The sequence below is a fragment of the Phytopseudomonas flavescens genome (assembly GCF_900100535.1).
Classification (GTDB): Bacteria; Pseudomonadota; Gammaproteobacteria; order Pseudomonadales; family Pseudomonadaceae; genus Aquipseudomonas; species Aquipseudomonas flavescens.
This window is the reverse complement of record NZ_FNDG01000003.1, coordinates 377308-397214: the sequence shown is the minus strand read 5'-3', so window position 1 is coordinate 397214 and position 19907 is coordinate 377308. Positions and strand designations below refer to the sequence as shown.

At 63.9% G+C, this 19907-nt stretch carries 20 protein-coding genes; 11 read left to right on the top strand and 9 right to left on the bottom strand.

Annotated features, from left to right (window positions below; translation table 11 throughout):
- The first annotated feature begins 28 nt into the window (after positions 1-28).
- The gene (locus BLR94_RS05930) at positions 29-349 is read left to right on the top strand and encodes a tetratricopeptide repeat protein (protein WP_084303834.1); all 321 of its coding nucleotides are present in this window, start codon (positions 29-31) and stop codon (positions 347-349) included.
- A gap of 98 nt (positions 350-447) precedes the next feature.
- Here the strand turns inward: BLR94_RS05930 and BLR94_RS05925 are convergent, their stop codons facing one another.
- Complete coding sequence (locus tag BLR94_RS05925; RefSeq protein ID WP_084303833.1) at positions 448-1347, bottom strand: LysR family transcriptional regulator; 900 nt, start codon at positions 1345-1347, stop codon at positions 448-450.
- A 174-nt stretch (positions 1348-1521) separates the two neighbouring features.
- On the opposite strand from BLR94_RS05925, the gene BLR94_RS05920 reads away from it, so the two are divergent.
- Positions 1522-2811: an MFS transporter gene (locus BLR94_RS05920; RefSeq protein ID WP_084303832.1), complete on the top strand. Its 1290-nt coding sequence runs from the start codon at positions 1522-1524 to the stop codon at positions 2809-2811.
- Between the two features lie 68 nt (positions 2812-2879).
- On the opposite strand, the gene BLR94_RS05915 is transcribed toward BLR94_RS05920, so the two are convergent.
- Together BLR94_RS05915 and BLR94_RS05910 are read right to left on the bottom strand one after the other, a co-directional pair.
- A complete protein-coding gene (locus tag BLR94_RS05915) occupies positions 2880-3530 on the bottom strand; it encodes a 7-cyano-7-deazaguanine/7-aminomethyl-7-deazaguanine transporter (RefSeq protein WP_084303831.1) in 651 nt (216 codons plus the stop codon).
- A 393-nt stretch (positions 3531-3923) separates the two neighbouring features.
- A complete protein-coding gene (locus tag BLR94_RS05910; RefSeq protein ID WP_084303876.1) occupies positions 3924-4466 on the bottom strand; it encodes a C40 family peptidase in 543 nt (180 codons plus the stop codon).
- 306 nt (positions 4467-4772) lie between these two features.
- Here BLR94_RS05910 and choX point away from each other — a divergent pair, with 306 nt between their 5' ends.
- Positions 4773-5699, top strand: a complete 927-nt coding sequence (gene choX / locus BLR94_RS05905; protein ID WP_084303830.1) for a choline ABC transporter substrate-binding protein — start codon at positions 4773-4775, stop codon at positions 5697-5699.
- A 49-nt stretch (positions 5700-5748) separates the two neighbouring features.
- Here choX and BLR94_RS05900 read toward each other — a convergent pair whose 3' ends face one another.
- The 6 genes from BLR94_RS05900 to BLR94_RS05875 form a co-directional block, all read right to left on the bottom strand.
- On the bottom strand, positions 5749-7305 hold the full coding sequence (locus tag BLR94_RS05900) for a sensor domain-containing diguanylate cyclase (protein ID WP_084303829.1): 1557 nt from the start codon (positions 7303-7305) through the stop codon (positions 5749-5751).
- Positions 7306-7452: 147 nt separating this feature from the next.
- Positions 7453-8061, bottom strand: a complete 609-nt coding sequence (locus BLR94_RS05895; RefSeq protein WP_175154213.1) for a hypothetical protein — start codon at positions 8059-8061, stop codon at positions 7453-7455.
- A 214-nt stretch (positions 8062-8275) separates the two neighbouring features.
- Positions 8276-8542, bottom strand: coding sequence for a PilZ domain-containing protein (locus BLR94_RS05890; RefSeq protein ID WP_084303827.1), 267 nt, complete (start codon positions 8540-8542; stop codon positions 8276-8278).
- 98 nt (positions 8543-8640) lie between these two features.
- Positions 8641-9528, bottom strand: coding sequence for a lysophospholipid acyltransferase (locus BLR94_RS05885; RefSeq protein WP_084303826.1), 888 nt, complete (start codon positions 9526-9528; stop codon positions 8641-8643).
- Between the two features lie 87 nt (positions 9529-9615).
- Positions 9616-10236 (bottom strand): pyridoxamine 5'-phosphate oxidase family protein, encoded by a 621-nt coding sequence (locus tag BLR94_RS05880; protein ID WP_084303825.1) that lies wholly within the window; start codon positions 10234-10236, stop codon positions 9616-9618.
- Positions 10227-10790, bottom strand: a complete 564-nt coding sequence (locus BLR94_RS05875) for a DNA-3-methyladenine glycosylase I (protein WP_084303875.1) — start codon at positions 10788-10790, stop codon at positions 10227-10229. The genes BLR94_RS05880 and BLR94_RS05875 overlap by 10 nt, the downstream gene beginning before the upstream one ends.
- Positions 10791-11000: 210 nt before the next feature.
- Here BLR94_RS05875 and glyQ point away from each other — a divergent pair, with 210 nt between their 5' ends.
- The 8 genes from glyQ (at position 11001) to BLR94_RS05835 (ending at position 19900) form a co-directional block, all read left to right on the top strand.
- Positions 11001-11948 carry a glycine--tRNA ligase subunit alpha gene (glyQ, locus tag BLR94_RS05870; protein WP_084303824.1) on the top strand — a complete coding sequence of 316 codons (948 nt, stop codon included), beginning with the start codon at positions 11001-11003 and terminating at the stop codon, positions 11946-11948.
- Positions 11945-13999: a glycine--tRNA ligase subunit beta gene (gene glyS / locus BLR94_RS05865; protein WP_084303823.1), complete on the top strand. Its 2055-nt coding sequence runs from the start codon at positions 11945-11947 to the stop codon at positions 13997-13999. Before glyQ ends, glyS begins: the two co-directional genes overlap by 4 nt.
- Before the next feature lie 75 nt (positions 14000-14074).
- Positions 14075-14605 (top strand): D-glycero-beta-D-manno-heptose 1,7-bisphosphate 7-phosphatase, encoded by a 531-nt coding sequence (gene gmhB / locus BLR94_RS05860; protein WP_084303822.1) that lies wholly within the window; start codon positions 14075-14077, stop codon positions 14603-14605.
- Positions 14606-14640: 35 nt separating this feature from the next.
- Positions 14641-15417 (top strand): lysophospholipid acyltransferase family protein, encoded by a 777-nt coding sequence (locus BLR94_RS05855; RefSeq protein WP_084303821.1) that lies wholly within the window; start codon positions 14641-14643, stop codon positions 15415-15417.
- A 234-nt stretch (positions 15418-15651) separates the two neighbouring features.
- A complete protein-coding gene (locus tag BLR94_RS05850) occupies positions 15652-16272 on the top strand; it encodes a CDP-alcohol phosphatidyltransferase family protein (protein WP_084303820.1) in 621 nt (206 codons plus the stop codon).
- A 10-nt stretch (positions 16273-16282) separates the two neighbouring features.
- Positions 16283-18103, top strand: coding sequence for a bifunctional alpha/beta hydrolase/class I SAM-dependent methyltransferase (locus BLR94_RS05845; protein WP_084303819.1), 1821 nt, complete (start codon positions 16283-16285; stop codon positions 18101-18103).
- Positions 18103-19452, top strand: coding sequence for a phosphatase PAP2/dual specificity phosphatase family protein (locus tag BLR94_RS05840; RefSeq protein ID WP_084303818.1), 1350 nt, complete (start codon positions 18103-18105; stop codon positions 19450-19452). The genes BLR94_RS05845 and BLR94_RS05840 overlap by 1 nt, the downstream gene beginning before the upstream one ends.
- Positions 19442-19900: a hypothetical protein gene (locus tag BLR94_RS05835; RefSeq protein ID WP_084303817.1), complete on the top strand. Its 459-nt coding sequence runs from the start codon at positions 19442-19444 to the stop codon at positions 19898-19900. Before BLR94_RS05840 ends, BLR94_RS05835 begins: the two co-directional genes overlap by 11 nt.
- Positions 19901-19907: the final 7 nt, after the last annotated feature.

Below are 19907 nucleotides of genomic sequence, written 5' to 3'. Positions count from 1 at the left end.
GCCTGAAGCTGTCGACGAAGGAGGCTCCATGAGCACCGACGCACTGGAAAAGATGCTCGCCAAGGGTGTGGATAACTCGCTGCTGCGTTTCGGCCTGGGCAAGGGCTACCTGGATGCCGGTGAGGCCGCGAAGGCCGCCGAGCACCTGCAACGCTGCGTCGAACACGACCCGCAGTATTCGGCCGCCTGGAAATTGCTCGGCAAGGCTCACCAGGCCGCCGGCAACCCGGACGCCGCGCGCAGCGCCTGGCAGAGCGGCCTGCAGGCCGCACAGGCCAAGGGCGACAAGCAGGCGGAAAAGGAAATGAGCGTGTTCCTGCGCAAGCTGGACAGGAACGCCAGCACTTGAGTCGCGACGCAGTCCGTAGCCTCTAGCCCGTAGCCTGGGTTGAGCGAAGCGATACCCGGAGCACTCTACCCGGGCTCCCGAAAGCTATCGAGCCCCATCTATTTGCGCGCCTGCACTTCCCGGGTCAGCAGATCGATAAAGGCCTGTGCCAAAGGCGAGCGCTCCTGGCGCCGCTTGACCAGCCATACCGCGGTGGTGGCATCGGCATCCATCAGGGTGCGGAACACCACGCCATCGATGCGGATGCGCCGGAACGAGGCCGGTAGCACGGACACCCCAAGGCCGGCGGCCACCAGGCCGATGATGGTCAGCGCTTCGTGAGCCTCCTGAGTGACCCGCGGGGTGAAACCCGCCTGCCGGGCCAGGTTGAAGAACTGGCCATACAGACCTGAGCCGTAATTGCGTGGAAAGTACACGAAAGGCTCGTCAGCCAGTTCGGCCAGGGCCAGCCCCCGATCCTGCTCGCCAGCCAGCGGATGGCCAGCATGCAGCAGCGCCACCAGCGGCTCGCTGAGCAGCTCCACGGCGTCCAGCTCGGCGGGCAACTCCAGCGGACGAATCATGCCGATCTGCAGTTTCTTTTCCAGCAGCGCCTGGCAGACCTGGCGGCTGGTCATTTCCTGCAAGTTGAGGTGCACCGCGGGAAACGCCTGGCGAAAGGCGAATACCGCCCGCGGAATGATCGACACGAACGGCGCCGAGGCGGTGAAGCCGATCTGCAGCTCGCCGATCTCGCCCTGCTCGGCGCGGCGTACTACATCCACCGATTTGCTGACCTGCGCCAGGGTCTGCCGGGTTTCCTCGAGAAACAGCCGCCCGGCATCGGTGAGCGCCACATGGCGGTTGCTGCGCTCGAACAGACGCACCCCCAGCTCCTGCTCCAGCGCCTGGATCTGCTGGCTCAGCGGTGGCTGGGAAATGCCCAGCAGCTCGGCGGCACGGCCGAAATGCAGCTCTTCGGCGACAGCCACGAAGTAACGCAGATGGCGCAGCTCCATGAATCCTCCATAGGTCTTAAAACATATCGATCGTGTCGAAAATTATATTGGAAAGAACTTGATCGCCTATTTATCCTTGTGATCATTCCCAATTACAAAAAACCAAGCCATGCCAGCGTCCGCCTGTGCATACGGCAGCGTTTCGCCTGGGAATCGAGTTTTCAAGAGGTCGTAATGAGTCAGCCCGTTCCACACGCGCCCAACGAGTGCGTTCCTGCCTGCAATGAGGAGCCTGCGCCCCGCAGCCTCGTCGCAGAGCCTGTTTATATCCAGAAAGGCACCCGCGCCTTCCTGCGCACCATCCTCGCCATGTGCTCCGGTGGTTTCGCTACCTTCGCCCTGCTCTATTGCGTGCAACCGATGATGCCGATGCTGGCGCAACAGTTCGAGCTTAGCGCCGCGCAGAGCAGCCTGATCCTGTCCGTTTCCACCATCACCCTGGCCGTCGGCCTGTTGATAACCGGGCCGTTGTCCGATGCGCTCGGGCGCAAGCCGGTGATGGTGGTGTCGCTGCTCGCCGCCGCTGTGTTCACCGTGGGCAGTGCGCTGATGCCGACCTGGGAAGGCGTGCTGGTGATGCGCGCGCTGGTCGGCCTGGCCCTCAGTGGCCTGGCGGCCGTAGCCATGAGCTACCTGAGCGAAGAAATCGACCCGCTGCACCTGGGCCTGGCCATGGGTGTGTACATCGGCGGCAATGCCATCGGTGGCATGAGCGGCCGGCTGCTCAGCGGCGTACTGGTGGACTTCATGTCCTGGCACGCGGTGCTGGGCACCCTCGGCGGCCTGGGCCTGCTGGCCGGCGCGGCGTTCTGGCGCCTGCTGCCCGAATCCCGCAATTTCCGTCCTCGTTCGCTGCGCCCACGCAGCCTGCTGCAGGGCTACACCCTGCAGTTTCGCGACGCCGGCCTGCCGTGGCTGTTCCTGCAGGGCTTCCTGCTGATGGGCGCCTTCGTGACGATGTTCAACTACATCGGTTACCGCCTGATCGAAGCACCGTTCCGACTCGACCAGACCAGTATCGGCCTGCTCTCGGTGGTTTATCTGTCGGGCATCTACAGCTCCGCGCAGATCGGCGCCCTGGCTGACAAGCTGGGCCGGCGCAAGGTGCTCTGGGCGGTGATCGGCCTGATGCTGGCGGGCCTGGTGCTGACCCTGTTCGACGTGTTGCCGGTGATCCTGGTCGGCATGCTGCTGTTCACCTTCGGCTTCTTCGGTGCCCATTCGGTGTCGAGCAGCTGGATCGGCCGCCGCGCCACCCAGGCCAAGGGCCAGGCCTCGTCGCTGTACCTGTTCTGCTACTACCTGGGCTCCAGCGTCGCCGGCACCCTCGGCGGGGTGTTCTGGCAGGCTGGCGGCTGGGACGGCCTGGGCCTGTTCATCGGCTCGCTGCTGCTGGTCTCCCTGGCGGTGGCCCTGCACCTGTCGCGCCTGCAGGCGCTACCGGTGGCCATGCCTTCGCGCTAAGCCGTCAACGTCGCAGCGAAAAACGCCGGATACCCTGAGGGGCTCCGGCGTTTTCGTCTGCTGATGGTTCAGTTCAGCACGGAGCGCTGCGACAACCTCTTCACGATAGCGCCAAGCAGCACGCCATACAGTGGCACGAACAGCATCAGGCTGACCGTCAGCTTGATCACGTAGTCGACCACGGCGATCTCCACCCAGTTGGCCGCCATGAAGGGGTCGCTGCTGTGCCAGAAGGCGATGGAGAAGAACGCCAGGGTGTCCATGGCCTGGCCGAACACACTGGAAGCTGCCGGAGCGACCCACCACTGTTTCAGCCTGCGCAGGCGGTCGAACACCTGGATATCGAGCAGTTGCCCGAGCACGTAGGCCAGGAAACTGGCCAGGGCGATACGGAACACCAGCAGGTTGAATTCGCCGAGGGCGGCAACACCGCCAAACGCGCCGTCATGGAACAGCACCGAGACGATATAGGACGCGACCAGTGCCGGCACCATCACCCGGGCGATGACCACCCGCGCGGCATGCTTGCCGATCAGCCTGACGGTCAGGTCGGTCGCCAGGAAGATGAACGGAAAGCTGAACGCACCCCAAGTGGTGTGCCAGCCGAAAATGGTGATCGGCAGCTGCACCAGGTAGTTGCTGGCAATGATGATGACAATGTGAAAGGCGATCAGCGCAGCCAGTACGGTGCGGCTGACCGAGGCGGGAAGCAGGGTCATGGCATGTCCTTTTTGGTGAAATGGGGTTAGGGAACCCATTGCCGCGACCGACATGGCCACGAGCGGCGCGCAGTGTACCGCCTGGCCTCACGTCGGGACAGCCCGCCCGCCGGATGGCTTCATCGTAGGCGGCTTGGTGGGGAAAGCAGACGTAGGGTGGATCGGGGCGCGTAGCTGACGCTCTTTTCATCCACCATCGCGATCGTAGAGCGGTGGACGGATCGGGCCGCGTAGGTGAAGCGTCGGCTACGCGCCCCGGTCCACCCTACACATGACCGCTATCGCCTTTTTGCAGCTGTAGGGTGGGCCGGGCGGCGATCCGCTTCAGCCCACCAATTGGCCCCCGACTACGAACGGCGCTTTCGACTTACAACAGTGGTTTCGCCGGCTCCGTCAGCCGTTGCTGGCCAGTTGGGTGCCTTCCGGCATCACCCGGCGGGCCAGCTGGAAATGCTTTTTCCAGTAGCCGTCGCTGAGTTTGTCGATGCGCACGCTGCTGCCACGTCGTGGCGCATGGATGAAGCGGTCGTTGCCCAGGTAGATGGCCACGTGATCGACGCTGCGCCCACGGATACGGAAGAACAGCAGATCGCCTGGCTCCAGCTTGCCCTTGGCAACCTTCGGACCATCGACACGGGAAAGCGCGCGGGACGTACGCGGCAGGTCGAGGTCGTCGACCTTCCTGAAGGCGTAATTCACCAGGCCGCTGCAGTCGAAACCGCGCTCGAGGCTGGTGCCACCCCAGCGATAGGGCGTTCCCAGGGCACCCAGCGCGCGCTTGACCACATCTTGCGCCGGTGACTGCTCGACATGAGCAGGAGCTACCACCTGGCTGCTGCCGTCCTGCAGATGAACACGAAAGCTGGCGGATGCATTGCCAGCGGCAGCACACAACAGGGTGCCGCCCAGAAACAGAGAAAGGATCAATTTATTCAATTCGATGACCTTGAAAATACCCAAGTCGCCGCGAATCCTTTCCTGAAATCAGCCACTTGCAACATTGATAGACAATCAACAGCGCTCCGCACGTCCGCTGGACGGACAATCTAAAAACATCGAAGGTTCATTTTTTCTGGCTATTTACCGATGAACGGTATTGAGCCGATGAGCGTCGTCGACGCTGGAAACGGCCGGTCTCTACCGGCACCCTCTGCCTGGCAGGGCGGGCTGCGCAACGCGGCTTGCGCTGAAATGCCAATAGCCCCTAGGGTTAGGGCTCCCTCACGCAAAAGGACGATGCCGATGAACCCCCTGAAGACCGTGATCGCCGTCAGCCTGCTGGCCCTCGGCGCCAGCTTCCACAGCCTGGCGGAAGACGCCAAGTGCGCCACCGTGAGCCTGGCCGATCCAGGCTGGAGCGACATCGCGGTCACCAACGGCATCGCCAGCCTGCTGCTCGACGGTCTCGGCTACAAGCCGCAGACCCGGACCCTGGCCGTGCCGATCATCTTCGCCGGGCTGCAGAAAGGACAGGTCGATGTGTTCCTCGGCAACTGGATGCCGGCCGGCCAGCACGACTACGAGCGCTACGTCACCAGCGGCCAGGTCGACAAGGTGGTGGAAAACCTCGGCGGCACCGAGTACACCCTGGCCGTGCCGACCTATGCCTACGAAGAGGGCGTCCAGGACTTCAAGGACCTGAACACATTCGCCGCGCGTTTCGGCCGCAAGATCTACGGGATCGGCTCCGGCTCGCCGGCCAACGACTACCTCCGCCAGATGATCGCCAACAACGAGTTCGGCCTTGGCGACTGGGAGCTGGTCGAGTCCAGCGAGCAGGCCATGCTGGTACAGGTCGGTCGGGCCGAGAAGCGCGGACAGTTCGTGGTATTCCTCGGCTGGACACCGCATCCGATGAACATCCAGTACGACATGCAGTACCTCAAGGGCGGCGAAAAATTCTTCGGCAGCACCGGCTCGGTCAACACCCTGGCGCGCAAGGGCTATGTGGCCGAGTGTCCGAACGTCGGCAAGCTGCTGAGCAACCTGACGTTCACCCAGGACATGGAAAACACCATCATGGATCAGGTACTCAACCAGAAGGTCGGCAATGCCACGGCGATCAAGACCTGGATCAAGGCCAACCCCGAGGTGCTCGAGCGCTGGCTCGACGGCGTGACCACGCGCGATGGCGGCGATGCGCTGGAAGCGGTGCAAGGCAAACTCTGAAGGCGCGGCAGTGTGCGGCGTGTGCGATGCATGAACGGTGCAGGGCCGATCAGTCGACGCGCGCCACCACACTGCGGTTACGCCCCTCGGCCTTGGCTTGATAGAGCGCCCGATCCGCCTGTTTCAGTACGTCGTCCATGAGCGCCGCGCTGTCCGGGAAATGGGCCAGGCCAAGCGAGATGGTAATCTGCCCGTCGCTGGCGAACGGGTACTCGGCAACCGCACGGCGAAGGCGCTCGGCGACTTCCAGGGCACTGTCCAGCCCGTCATCGGGCAGGAAGATGGCGAACTCTTCGCCGCCGCTGCGACACAGCAGATCCTCGGCGCGGGCACAGGCCCGCATGACGTGCGCCAGCTCCTGCAGGATCCGGTCCCCCATGTCGTGGCCATGCGCGTCGTTGACCTGCTTGAAGTGATCGATATCCAGCACGATCACCGCAATGCGCCGTCCCGCTGCGGTCCACTCGCCCAGCACGCTCTCCATGCCACGGCGGTTGCACAGCCCGGTGAGCTGGTCAGTCAGCGATTCGTGATTGAGGCGATGGATCTTGCTGTTGACCCGGCTCAGGCCGGCCAGCAGTGACTGCTTGAGTTGTGCAGCCTCGAAATACCAGGCCGATACCTGCTCGAGGGTTTCACGGGCTCCGGGAGACTCCATCTCGCGGGCATTGCGTGCCATCTGCCAGAGGGGCAGGGCGATTCGCCTGGCGAGCCACCAGATCAGCAGCAATGACAACAGCAGCATGGGCAGGATGTTGGCGACGGTGCGCCACAGCAGGCCGTCGAGTTGTGCCAGGGTGGCGGCCAGAGGACGCTGCGCCACCACCCCCCAACCCGCGCTCTGCAGCGGCGCGTAGCCGACGAGCATATCGACGCCCTGGCTATTGCGCAGTTGCATGCTGCCTTCCTGGCCGGCGATCACCTGCTCGATGGCCGGGTTGTCGTTCACCGTGGAACCGAGGCGGGCGACATCCCGGTGGTAGATCAGCCGCCGCTGGCTGTCGACCACGTACAGGTAGGAGCCATCGCGGTAGTAGTGCTCGCCCAGCAGGCTGTGCAGGATGCTGTCGCATTGCAGGTAAATCACTCCGCTCAGATAGCCCCGGTAACGGCCGCTGACATCGAACAGGGGCTGGGAGACGGTCACTACCAGCTTGCCGGTGGTACTCATGAATGGCTGGCTGATCAGCGGCTGGCGTTCGCGCAGCGCCGCACTGTTACCCTCACTGCGCAGAAGCGTTCCGCCGAGGTGCAGGCTTTCCGGCGAGCAACCCACCACCCGGCCGTCGGCATCGACGATCAGCACCGAATTGAAGCTGGAAGTTTCCAGCAACAAGCGCTTGGTCATCAGCTGCAGTGCCGCCGGCTGGTCGAGCTGCTGCTTGATTTCCCCACTGGCGAAGGCCAGCCGCTGTTGGGTGGCGGCCAGGAAACGGTCGGTGGAGGCAGCGAGCTTGGTGGCATACACCCGGTTGGCTTCCAGGGTGGTACTGACCAGCAAGTCTTCCTGCACCCGATAGCTGGAGTAGAGCGCATTGGCCAGGGTGGCTGCCACGGACAGCAGGGTTAGGCTCAGAATCAACTGGCGCAGGTCGATACGGATCATCGGCTTCCAATCGCAACAGGAGACGGAAGCCGGCTATGATGCCCACCCGTCGTCGAACTGGCCAGTCTGGCACGAGCGGCACCATTGCCCGGCTGATGACCGTCGCGGGTGCCTGCGTCATGCCCGCTTACACGCTGTCAACAGACCCTAGCGCGGCACCTCGAACGACAGGGTCGCCACGTGCACCACGCTGTCATAGCGCTTGCCATCGACGGTGGCAGCGCCATTGACCTGGGCGACCACCTCCAGCACGTAGCGGGCGGGGAAGGACGGATCGAAGCTCACCACGCCGTCGGCATCGGGCTTGAGGGTGCGGGTCCATTGCTCGGAGGTGTAGACATTGACCTGCGAGGCCGACACCACGGAGCCCTTCCAGTACAGCTTGAAAGCGTTGCCGCCGGATGTGGTGGGTACCAGTTCAAGGTCGTTGACCGCCTTGGTCTCGTGGCGCCCGGCCTTGGCTTCGTAGATCACCAGCTTGTCGCCTTCGGGCAGCTTGGCGCTGACCCGCAGATCTCCCTGGCCGCTGTCGGTGAGCGGGTAGGCATCGCCACTGGCACGCAGCGCAGCGATCTTGCCATCGGCCTGCCTGACGCTCGGTTGCAACAGCTTGCCCAGGCTCAACCGTTCACTAGGCTGAAAGCCGCTCAGGTAAGCCTTGGCTTGCGGGGCAGGGCCACGCTCGACCCACAGGTACTCGGCATGGACGGCGGGCAGTGCCAGGGCGGTGCCCAGCAGCAAGAAGAGGGAAGCCATGCGATGGCCACGAAACGCAATCATGGGAACGCCTTTTCACGAGATTGACGGGAATCCGGCAACAGCGCCGGAGCAGAAAAGTGGAGGTTCATCTACAAAGACGCATAACGGCGGGAAAACCCGCACGCGGCAATGAAAAAACACTCGCCGCAGCGACGCGGACAGCAGCCTGCCTACCCCGGGCGGGGTAAACGGGTTGTCCAGCGGCAGCGGCTCAGTCGCGTACGAAGCGCAGCCCTGCGCCATCGGCGTCTACGCGCATCACTTCCATTTCCAGGACCGGGGCTTCGAAGGGCATGTCCTGCACCTGGCCGGTCACCCGCGTCCCGGGTGCCAGCGCTGCCAGATCCCGGTGGCGGACGTAGACGCCGCCGTCGGAGAGGTCACGGGTCTGCGCCAGCAGATCGCCAAAGCTGGAATGGCAGATGCGGATGCGGCACTTCATCGGTGTACGGGGATGCCGGCGATGGTTGGCGGACATGTTTGGTCAACCTCGTGCGAAGAGATATTCACCCTGTTGATAAGTCAGCTCCCGGCTGGCGCAGAGGCCTGGTACCCCATGGCGAGGCACCACGGCTTTCAGTACCAGCGCGCCTCGCCTTCAGGACGCTTCTTGAAGCGCTTCATGCTCCACATGTACTGGCTGGGGTAGGCGCGCACGTACTTCTCCACCACACCGCTCATGGCGGCCACGGCGGTGTAGGTGTCTTCGCTGTACATGCCTTCCGGCGCCGCCTCGAGAATCACCTTGTAACCCGAACCATCCTCCAGGCGCAGCGCGTGGAGGAACACGCCAACGGCCTTGTGCCCGGCGAGCATGCCCGGCACGAACTTGCTGGTCAGGGCCACGGTGCCGCAGAACGGCACGAACATCCCGGATGACAGGCTCGGCTCAGGGTCTGCGGGGATACCCACGGCACCGCCCTTGCGCACTTCCTTGATGACGCTGAGGATGCCTTCCTTGGTCGACGGCGCCACGCGGTTGCCGAGCTGCACGCGCTGCTCGCGGAGCAGGTCGTCCACAGCCTTGAGCTTCGGCGGGCGGTAGAAAATGATCGGTTTGCACTGCGAGCAGTAGAAGTGGTTGAGCACTTCCCAGTTGCCCAGGTGGCTGGTGATGCCGACCACGCCCTTGCCGGAAGCCAGCGCCGCCTCGAGCACCTCCAGGCCCTCGACTTGCCGTATGCGAGCCAGGGATTTGTGCGCCGGCCAGACCCAGGCGCAGGCGCTCTCGGTCAGCGTACGGCCGATGTCCATCAGGCTGCGGCCAACCAGTTGGTCATGCTCGGCGGCCGTCAATTCCGGGAAACATTTGGCCAGATTGATGCGCACCACGTCGCGCGAGCCGGAGGGCAATTTCCACATCAACCAGCCGATCATCGCGCCGAGCGACTGTACCGCCCGCCATGGCAACAGGGCGAACAAGCGCAGGGAACCGACCACCAGCGCGCCTTTGAGCTTTTCCACAAGCTGCTCCGGTCAAAAAAGGGAGCACAGTGTAACCGCCTCGGCCCAGCGTGACTGTCGCTTGCACGCACGCAAACGCTGAAACCTTCAGTAGAGCAAGGTCTTCAGACGTTCCTGCAACTCGCGCTCATAGACCTGCACATCGAATTGCGCGTCCATGACCGACTTGAGCATGTCGCCCGCCGACGGCAGGCTGGAGCGCTCGACGTGCCGTTCGGCCTCCCACAGACCTGAGCGAACCGCCGCCTTGGAGCACTGGAAATAGCAGGTGTCGACACTGATACGCAGCACGCTGCGCGGCAGCTTGCCTTGTGCGCTGCAGAGTTCCAGCAGAGCAGGATCGACGCAGATGCTGGCACGGCCGTTGACCCGGAAACTTTCGCCGACGCCAGGAATCAGGAACAGCAGCGCCACGTGGGGGTCGTGGAGGATATTGCGCAGGCTGTCGATGCGGTTGTTGCCCGGCCGATCCGGCAACAGCAGGGTGCGTTCATCGACAACCCGGACGAAGCCCGGCGCATCGCCACGGGGCGAGCAGTCCAGCCCGTCAGCGCCGCAGGTGGCCAGCACCACGAACGGCGAAGCGGCGACCAGCGCCCGGTAGGGCTCGCTGAGACAGGCAATTTCCTTGCGCAGCGAGCGCTCATGAACCTGACCGTACAACGCCTGCAACTGCTCCAGGGTGGTGACGGTGGTGTTCACGGGCATACCTCCTGCTGCAATGCTGCGTAGCGATCACATTCGCGGGTGTGATCCATGACCATCCCGGTTGCCTGCATGAAGGCATAACAGATGGTCGGACCGACGAAGGTGAAGCCGGCCTTTTTCAGCGCCTTGCTCATGGCCTCGGCTTCCGGGGTGACCGCCGGCACGTCGCCACGGCCATTGAAATGATTGACCTTCACGGTGCCGCCGACAAACGACCAGAGCAGCGCACACGGATCGTCCAGGCGCAGCCAGGCCCGAGCGTTGTTACGCACGGCCTGCAGCTTCAGGCGATTGCGGATGATGCCCGGATCCTGCATCAGCTTCTCGATATACGCGTCGCTCATCGCGGCCAGGCGCTCGGCATCGAACCCGAACAACACCTGGCGATAGCGCTCACGCTTCTTCAGCACGGTGATCCACGACAGGCCGGCCTGCGCACCCTCGAGCAGCAGCATCTCGAACAGGTGCTGCGGGTCGCGCGACGGCACGCCCCATTCTTCGTCGTGATAGGTCTGATACAGCGGGTCGTCGTTACACCAGAAACAACGGGGCATGGCACTCGGCTCGGCGATGGGCGAGAGCCGACTATAGCCGTGGATCGGCTGCCATGGCGCCATGCCATTCTCTGCGAGGCGATCAGCCGCGGCAACCTGCCATCGCCGCCACCCTGCATTGGGCTGCAGAGACGGCGCAGCATGCGGGCTGGACCTCGCTTCGGGTATACTCCCCGGCTTTCTGTCGCAGCCCCAACAGGTGAATTTTTCGTGAGCCAGACAACGCCTGCCGTGCGCACCTTCCAGGACTTGATCCTCGCCCTGCAACAATACTGGGCCGAGCAAGGCTGCGTGGTATTGCAGCCCTACGACATGGAAGTGGGCGCCGGTACGTTCCACACCGCCACCTTTCTGCGCGCCATCGGCCCGGAAACCTGGAACGCTGCCTATGTGCAGCCCTCGCGCCGGCCCACCGATGGCCGCTATGGCGAGAACCCCAATCGCCTGCAGCACTACTACCAGTTCCAGGTGGTGCTCAAGCCGAACCCGGAGAACTTCCAGGAGCTGTACCTGGGCTCGCTGAAGGCCATCGGCATCGACCCGCTGGTGCACGACATCCGTTTCGTCGAAGACAACTGGGAATCGCCGACCCTCGGCGCCTGGGGTCTGGGCTGGGAAATCTGGCTCAACGGCATGGAAGTCACCCAGTTCACCTACTTCCAGCAGGTCGGTGGCATCGAGTGCTACCCGGTCACCGGTGAAATCACCTATGGCCTCGAGCGCCTGGCCATGTACATCCAGGGCGTCGATTCGGTGTACGACCTGGTGTGGGCGGACGGCCAGTTCGGCAAGGTGACCTACGGCGACGTGTTCCACCAGAACGAAGTGGAACAGTCGACCTACAACTTCGAACACGCCAACGTCGACAAGCTGTTCGAGCTGTTCGATTTCTACGAGAGCGAGGCCAATCGCCTCATTGAACTGGAGCTGCCGTTGCCCACCTACGAGATGGTGCTCAAGGCCTCCCATACCTTCAACCTGCTCGACGCCCGTCGCGCCATTTCGGTGACCGCGCGCCAGCAGTACATCCTGCGCGTGCGCACCCTGGCCCGCGCCGTGGCGCAGAGTTATCTGCAGGCCCGACGCCGCCTGGGCTTCCCGCTCGCCACCGCCGATCTGCGTGATGAAGTACTGGCCAAGCTGGAGGCAGCAGAATGAGTGCGCTCGATTTTCTCGTTGAACTGGGCACCGAAGAGCTGCCACCCAAAGCCCTGAAGAACCTCGGCGATGCCTTTCTTGCCGGCGTTGAAAAGGGCCTCAAGGCCGCTGGCCTGAGCTACAACAGCGCGCGCATGTATGCCGCGCCGCGCCGCCTCGCGGTGCTGGTCGAGCAGCTTGCCACCCAGCAGCCGGATCGCACCGTCAATCTCGACGGCCCGCCGCTGCAGGCCGCCTTCGACGCCGACGGCAATCCGACCCAGGCCGCCCTGGGCTTCGCCAAGAAGTGTGGCGTCGAGCTGGACGCCATCGATCAGAGCGGGCCGAAGCTGAAGTTCAGCCAGCACATCCCGGGGCAGGGCGCCGCCGGGCTGCTGCCGGGCATCGTGGAAAACTCGCTGAACGAACTGCCGATTCCCAAGCGCATGCGCTGGGGTGCGCGCAAGACCGAATTCGTCCGCCCGAGCCAGTGGCTGGTGATGCTGTTCGGTGACCAGGTGATCGATTGCGAAATCCTCGCCCAGAAGGCTGGTCGCGTGTCCCGCGGGCATCGCTTCCATGCCAACCACGAGGTGCGTATCTCGGCCCCGGCCATGTACGCCCAGGAACTGCGTGCCGCCTATGTGATCGCCGATGCCAGCGAGCGTCGTCAGTTGATCGCCAAGCGCGTCGACCAGTTGGCTGCCGAGCAGCAGGGCACGGCCATCGTGCCACCAGCACTGCTCGAGGAAGTCAGTGCGCTGGTCGAGTGGCCGGTACCGCTGGTCTGCTCTTTCGAAGAGCGGTTCCTGGAAGTACCGCAGGAAGCCCTGATCACCACCATGCAGGACAACCAGAAGTACTTCTGCCTGCTGGACGCAGGCGGCAAGCTGCTGCCGCGCTTCATCACCGTGGCCAACGTCGAAAGCAAGGATCCGGCGCAGATCGTTTCCGGCAACGAGAAGGTGGTGCGCCCACGCCTCACCGATGCCGAGTTCTTCTTCAAGCAGGACAAGAAACAGAAGCTGGAAAGCTTCAACACGCGTCTCGCCAACGTGGTCTTCCAGGCCCAGCTCGGCACCGTCTATGACAAGGCCCAGCGTGTCTCGGCGCTGGCCGGCTTCATCGCCGAGCGCATCGGTGGCGACGCCCGCCGTGGTGCCCGCGCCGGTTTGCTGAGCAAGTGCGACCTGGCCAGTGAAATGGTCGGCGAGTTCCCGGAGATGCAGGGCATCGCCGGTTACTACTACGCGTTGAACGACGGCGAACCACAGGACGTTGCCCTGGCGCTGAACGAGCAGTACATGCCGCGCGGTGCCGGTGCCGAACTGCCGAGCACGCTGACCGGTGCCGCCGTGGCGCTGGCCGACAAGCTGGACACCCTGGTCGGTATCTTCGGTATCGGCATGCTGCCCACCGGCAGCAAGGATCCCTATGCGCTGCGTCGTGCGGCACTGGGTGTGCTGCGCATTCTGATCGAGAAGGGCCTGGACCTGGATCTGGGTGCCACCGTCGACTTCGCTGTCCGCCAGTTCGGCGGCAAGGTCAAGGCACCGGGCCTGGGGCCGCAGGTGCTCGACTTCATCTTCGACCGCCTGCGCGCGCGCTACGAAGACGAGGGCGTGGACGTGTCCGTTTACCAGGCCGTACGGGCAGTGAATCCGCTGTCGCCGCTGGACTTCGATCAGCGCGTGCAGGCCGTGCAGGCGTTCCGCCAGTTGCCGGAGGCCGAGGCCCTGGCTGCCGCCAACAAGCGCGTGTCCAACCTGCTGGGCAAGGCCGACGGGCAAGTCGCCACGAGCATCGAGGCGCATTACTTCGATACGCCGGCCGAGTTCACCCTCAATGCCGCCATCCAGCAGGCCGACAACGCCGTGCAACCGCTGGCCCAGGCGCGTCAGTATCGCGAAGCATTGGCGCAACTGGCCTCGCTGCGCAAACCGGTGGACGCCTTCTTCGAAGCGGTGCTGGTCAACGCCGAAGACCCCAAGGTACGGGCCAATCGCTATGCGCTGCTGGCGCGCCTGCGCGGCTTGTTCCTGGGTGTCGCCGATATCTCCGTGCTGGGCTAAAGCGGCCGCAAGCTGCACGCCACAAGCTGCAGGTAGCGGCTTTGGCCTGCAGCTCGAGGCTTGGAGCTTGCAGCTATGAAGCTGATCATTCTCGACCGCGACGGGGTCATCAACCATGACTCCGATGCCTACATCAAGAGCCTCGACGAATGGATCCCGATCGCGGGTTCCATCGAGGCCATCGCCCGCCTGAGCCAGGCGGGCTGGACGGTGGCAGTGGCCACCAACCAGTCCGGTATCGCCCGCGGCTACTATTCGCTGGCCATCCTGGAATCCATGCACACGCAGCTGCGCGAGCTGGTGGCGGAGCAGGGCGGTGAAGTCGGCCTGATCGTGCATTGCCCACATGGCCCGGACGAGGGTTGCGATTGCCGCAAGCCGAAACCCGGCATGCTGCGCCAGATCGCCGCGCACTACGCAGTACCACTGAGCGGAATCTGGTTCGTCGGCGACAGCGGCAGTGACCTGAAAGCCGCGCAAGCCGTCGATTGTCAACCCGTGCTGGTGAAAACCGGCAAGGGTGAGCGCACCCTGGCCAAGGCACTGCCAGCGGGCACCCTGGTATTCGACGATCTGGCAGCGCTCGCTGCTCGGCTTCTCACTTGATAGCGCAGGCCAGGCCTGCAACGGTAATCGCTCACATGTCGACAGTGCAGTTGTTCAGAACCTTCTTCTTCTATCTGTTGCTGTCTTCCAGCTCGTTCGTCTGGTGCATCATCAGCGTGTTCGTCGCGCCGTTCCTGCCATTCCGGGCACGCTACCGGTTCGTGGTGCAGAACTGGTGCCGCTGCGCCGTCTGGCTGGCCAAGGTGGTCGCCGGTATCCGCTACGAGATCAAGGGCCAGGAGAACATCCCCGAGCAGCCCTGCGTGATTCTCGCCAAGCACCAGAGCACCTGGGAAACCTTCTTCCTGTGTGCCTACTTCGAGCCGCTGAGCCAGGTGGTCAAGCGCGAGTTGCTGTACGTACCGTTCTTCGGCTGGGCGATGGCCATGCTCAAACCGATCGCCATCGACCGCAGCAACCCCAAGGCCGCCCTCAAACAGCTCGCCAGCCAGGGCCGCGCACGTCTGGAGCAGGGCGCCTGGGTGCTGGTCTTCCCCGAGGGCACACGGATCCCGGACGGCCAGATCGGCAAGTTTTCCCGAGGCGGTACGGCGCTGGCGGTTAACAGCAAGCTACCGGTGCTGCCCGTCGCCCACAACGCCGGCCGGTTCTGGCCAAAAGAGGGCTGGGGCAAGAAGCCGGGCACCGTGCAGGTGGTGTTCGGCCCGCCGCTGTTTGCCGAGGGCGAAGGTCCGCGAGCGATTGCCAACCTCAACGACCGCGCTTTCGCGTGGGTCAGCCAGGCGCAGCAAGAACTCGGTGCTCTCGATCCACAGAGCACTGCCGTAGAGACGGCCAATGATCTCGCCTGAGCCGTCACGATCTGTGGATAACCTGTTGAAGGTTTTATCCTAAAATTTAAATAGCCGTCTCAAGGTACTGATAAAACTGGACTTTTATCGGTACCTGAAATGTCGATAAATTGGGCATAAGTTTTCATGCGGCAACATGACAATGATCACGTTGGCGTATCGCTTAGTGGGTGCTCGACCGGCTAAGCTGGCGTTCGGCCAGACAAAGAAACGTGGCGAAACGGAGTTCGTAACATGCTTTCGATCTATCAGCTCAAACCCCGCTTCCAGAACCTGCTGCGCCCATTGGTTCAGCGCCTCTTCGACCGTGGCGTGACCGCCAATCAGGTGACGCTGAGCGCGGCCATCGTGTCGGTGCTGATAGGTCTGCTGCTCGCCTTTCTGCCCGACCACCTCTGGCTGTTCGCGCTGATCCCGCTGTGGATGCTGCTGCGGATGGCGCTCAATGCGGTGGACGGCATGCTGGCCCGTGAGTTCGGCCAGCAATCCACACTCGGCGCTTACCTCAACGAACTCTGCGACGTGATCGCCGATGCCGCGTTGTTCCTGCCTTTCGCGCTATTGCCCGGCGTGTCTCCCGTGCTGGTGGTGCTGTTGGTCATCGCCGCACTGATCAGCGAGTACGCCGGCGTCATGGGCCCCATGGTGGGCGCTTCACGGCGCTACGACGGGCCGATGGGCAAAAGCGACCGCGCCTTCTGCTTCGGCGTGCTTGGCGCTGGTGTCGCCACCGCGCTGCTGCCGCTGAGCTGGATAAACCCGATTCTCGCGGTCATCACCGCGCTGCTGCTGTACACGCTCTACAACCGCGTACGCCAGGGTCTGGCGCAAGCGGCTTCCTCCACCGTGGAATAGGGATGCTCCAATGAATGAAGTCCGCTCCAATACCTTCACGACCCATGACGGCGTCAGCCTGTTCTACCGTCACTGGCCTGCTGTGGATGCACAGCCTGACGCGCCGCGCCGGGCTGTCGTCATGTTCCACCGCGGTCACGAACACGGCGGGCGCATGGCCCATCTGGTCGAGGAGCTGGGCCTGCAGGGCTTCGACTTCTTCGCCTGGGACGCTCGCGGTCACGGTGAATCGCCGGGCGAGCGCGGAGACAGCCCGAGCTTCGCTACCAGCGTGCGCGATGTGCAGACCTTTGTCGATCACATCGCCAGCGCTCACGGCATCGATAGCGCAGACATGGTGGTACTGGCACAAAGCGTCGGCGCGGTGATCATCTCCACCTGGGCCCACGACTACGCCCCGAAGATCCGCGCCCTGGTGCTCGCCTCGCCAGCCTTCAAGGTCAAGCTGTACGTACCGTTCGCGCGGCCTGGCCTGAAGCTGATGCGCGCCTGGCGCGGCAATTTCTTCGTCAACAGTTACGTGAAGGCCAAGTACCTCAGCCACGATCCGCAGCGCATCGCGTCCTTCGAACAGGATCCGCTGATCAGCCGGCCGATCTCGGTGAACATGCTGCTGGGCCTGTACGAGGCTGCCGAGCGGGTGGTCGCCGACGCCCAGGCGATCCAGATCCCCACCCAGTTGCTGATCTCCGGCAGCGATTTCGTGGTGCATCGCAAGCCCCAGGAGCAGTTCTTCGAGCGCCTGGGCAGCCTGCACAAGGAGCAGCACATCCTGCCCGGATTCTTCCACGACACCCTGGGCGAGCGTGATCGTTCCCATGCCCTCACGCGCATTCGGCGTTTCGTCCTGAAGACCTTCGAAGAGCCGCTGCAGCGACCATCGCTGCTCGATGCCGATCGCCTGGGCTGGAGTTGCGCCGAGGCCGAGGAACTGGCCGCAGCGCTGCCGAAGAACTCGCCTCGGGATCTCTACTGGCGCGCCACACGCGCCGGGCTGAAGCTCGGCAGCGGACTGGCTGCGGGGGTGAAACTGGGTTTCGACACCGGCTTCGATTCCGGCAGCACCCTGGATTACGTGTACCGCAATACACCCACCGGCAGCTCGCCACTGGGCCGACTGATCGATCGCAACTACCTGAACTCCATCGGCTGGCGTGGCATTCGTCAGCGCAAGGTGCACGCCGAAGAACTGCTGCGCCTGGCCATGGGCAAATTGCGTGAGCAGGGTCGCCAGGTGCGCATCGTCGATATCGCCGCCGGTCACGGCCGCTATATCCTCGAAGCGCTGGAGCAGGGCACCGAAAAACCCGACTCGATCCTGCTGCGGGACTACAGCGACATCAACGTGCGCGACGGCGCTGCGCTGATCGAGCAGAAGGGCCTGGGCAGCATCGCCCGCTTCGTCAAGGGCGATGCCTTCGACAAGGCCGACCTGGCTGCGCTGGATCTCAGCAGGCCGTTGCAAAACGTAGGCGAGGCAGTGGCAACGCAGGTAGTTTTGCAACAGCCTGCGAGGCCGACGCTGGCAGTGGTTTCCGGCCTCTATGAATTGTTCGGCAGCAATCAGCTGGTCGGCGACTCGCTGGCAGGCCTGGCGGCAGCCGTGGAAGAGGGCGGCTACCTGATCTATACCGGCCAGCCGTGGCACCCGCAGCTGGAGCTGATCGCCCGCGCGCTGACCAGCCACCGTGATGGCCAGGCCTGGGTGATGCGCCGCCGCAGCCAGGCGGAAATGGATCAGTTGGTGGAGGCGGCGGGTTTTCGCAAGCTGACCCAGCGCATCGACGAGTGGGGTATCTTCAGCGTATCCCTGGCCCAGCGGGTGTCCTGATGACGCCCGCCGCAGTCGTTCGCGAAAGCGGATTATGGAAGCGCGGCATCCTCTGGCTGCTGCTGCTCGCGCCGCTGTTCTTCGGCACCTACGGCTTCGCCAACTGGTTCACCGGGCAGCGTGACGACGTCGGCAGCCTGGTATTCGCCTGGGAGCGGCAGATCCCCCTGTGGCCCTGGACGATCATTCCCTACTGGTCGATCGACCTGCTCTACGGCCTGGCCTTCCTGCTGCCGGCTTCCCGTGGCGCAGTGGACAGGCTCGGCTTGCGCTTGCTGACCGCGCAAGTGATCTGCATCACCTGCTTCCTGCTCTGGCCGCTGCGCTTCACCTTCGACCGCCCGGCGCTGGACGGCTTGTTCGGGGTGATGTTCGACGTACTGATGGGCTTCGACAAACCGTTCAATCAGGCACCCTCGCTGCACATCACCCTGCTGGTCGTGCTCTGGGCCTGCTTCGCCCATTCGGCAGTTGGTGTATGGCGTGTCGTGTTGCACATCTGGTTCTCGCTGATCGGCCTGTCGGTACTGACCACCTGGCAGCATCATTTCATCGACGTGCCGACCGGCATGCTCGCCGGCTTCCTGTGCCTGTGGCTATGGCCCAGCGAAGGGCGCAGCCCATTGCTTGCCTGGCGCCTGGCCTGCGATCCACCGCGCTGGCGGCTGGCCTTGCGCTACGCCTTAGGTGCAGCGCTGTGCAGTGCGTTGGCGGTCCACGTCGGTGGCTTCGCTCTGTGGTTGCTGTGGCCGGCGTTGTCGTTGCTGATGGTGGCGCTGAACTATGCGCTGTTCGATGCACGGGGTTTCCAGAAGCGTGCGGACGGTCGTCTCAGTGCTGCCAGCAACTGGCTGCTGGCCCCCTATCTGGCGGCCGCCTGGATCAACTCACGAGCCTGGACACGCAAGCACCCACAGCCCGACGAGGTCGCCGACGGCGTCTGGCTCGGGCGGATTCCCGGGCGTGGAGAAGGGCAGGCTTTCGCCGCAGTCGCCGACCTGAGTGCCGAGCTGCCGTGCCGGGTTGAAGGTAAGGTCTACCGCGAACTGGCTTGCCTCGATCTGATCGCACCGAGCAGCGAACATTGCCTGCAGGCGGCAGTGGCCATCGACGATCTTCGCGTGCACGGGCCGGTGCTGGTGTGCTGCGCCCTGGGCTACTCACGCAGTGCCACCGCGATTGCCGCCTGGCTATTGCACAGCGGCCGCTGCAGGAGCGTCGCAGAGGCCGTTTCACTGCTTCGCCAGGCACGCCCACAGGTTGTGCTTGGAAACGCTCATTTACAGGCGTTGGAGGGCATCTTGAGCCAACCAGCCGCCACAGCTGGAGGCGCCTTGCATGGCCAGTGAAATGCACCTGCAACTGATCGCCGGGCTGTTGCGCCGTGGCAAAGCCCTCGACCGCCTTTCCAGCGCCCTGACCCTGCTCGCCCTGGTTATCGGCCTGGGGCCGCTGCTCGGTTTCATGGCGCTCACTACCGGCGGTGCAGTGTGCGTACTGCTGCTGGTCTGCGGCCTGCTGCAGAAGTACTACGCGCTGCGTGTAGCGCTGGACGCGGAATTGTTCGCGCAAGCGGCAAACGACCCGACGCAACTCACCCGCCGTACTGCAGAGCTGGATAAGGCGCTGCTCACCCTCGGCAGTAAGGCCGATCAGGGTTCGCGCTCCTGGGAGCAACGGGGCCAGGGCGCGCTGCGTCTGTTGCGTCTGCAGGCCCTGTGGCTCGGCCTGCAGATGCTCATCGCCCTGGCGGCCATCGTCTTGATGCCCTGGCTTTCACACATTCGATTCGGATAAGGAGCTG

Coding starts and splice junctions, on each gene's coding strand:
- BLR94_RS05930 (WP_084303834.1), top strand. CDS start 29: ATGAGCACCGACGCACTGGAAAAGATGCTCGCCAAGGGTGTGGATAAC.
- BLR94_RS05925 (WP_084303833.1), bottom strand. CDS start 1,347: ATGGAGCTGCGCCATCTGCGTTACTTCGTGGCTGTCGCCGAAGAGCTG.
- BLR94_RS05920 (WP_084303832.1), top strand. CDS start 1,522: ATGAGTCAGCCCGTTCCACACGCGCCCAACGAGTGCGTTCCTGCCTGC.
- BLR94_RS05915 (WP_084303831.1), bottom strand. CDS start 3,530: ATGACCCTGCTTCCCGCCTCGGTCAGCCGCACCGTACTGGCTGCGCTG.
- choX (WP_084303830.1), top strand. CDS start 4,773: ATGAACCCCCTGAAGACCGTGATCGCCGTCAGCCTGCTGGCCCTCGGC.
- BLR94_RS05900 (WP_084303829.1), bottom strand. CDS start 7,305: ATGATCCGTATCGACCTGCGCCAGTTGATTCTGAGCCTAACCCTGCTG.
- BLR94_RS05895 (WP_175154213.1), bottom strand. CDS start 8,061: ATGGCTTCCCTCTTCTTGCTGCTGGGCACCGCCCTGGCACTGCCCGCC.
- BLR94_RS05890 (WP_084303827.1), bottom strand. CDS start 8,542: ATGTCCGCCAACCATCGCCGGCATCCCCGTACACCGATGAAGTGCCGC.
- BLR94_RS05880 (WP_084303825.1), bottom strand. CDS start 10,236: ATGCCCGTGAACACCACCGTCACCACCCTGGAGCAGTTGCAGGCGTTG.
- BLR94_RS05875 (WP_084303875.1), bottom strand. CDS start 10,790: ATGCCCCGTTGTTTCTGGTGTAACGACGACCCGCTGTATCAGACCTAT.
- glyS (WP_084303823.1), top strand. CDS start 11,945: ATGAGTGCGCTCGATTTTCTCGTTGAACTGGGCACCGAAGAGCTGCCA.
- gmhB (WP_084303822.1), top strand. CDS start 14,075: ATGAAGCTGATCATTCTCGACCGCGACGGGGTCATCAACCATGACTCC.
- BLR94_RS05855 (WP_084303821.1), top strand. CDS start 14,641: ATGTCGACAGTGCAGTTGTTCAGAACCTTCTTCTTCTATCTGTTGCTG.
- BLR94_RS05850 (WP_084303820.1), top strand. CDS start 15,652: ATGCTTTCGATCTATCAGCTCAAACCCCGCTTCCAGAACCTGCTGCGC.
- BLR94_RS05845 (WP_084303819.1), top strand. CDS start 16,283: ATGAATGAAGTCCGCTCCAATACCTTCACGACCCATGACGGCGTCAGC.
- BLR94_RS05840 (WP_084303818.1), top strand. CDS start 18,103: ATGACGCCCGCCGCAGTCGTTCGCGAAAGCGGATTATGGAAGCGCGGC.
- BLR94_RS05835 (WP_084303817.1), top strand. CDS start 19,442: ATGGCCAGTGAAATGCACCTGCAACTGATCGCCGGGCTGTTGCGCCGT.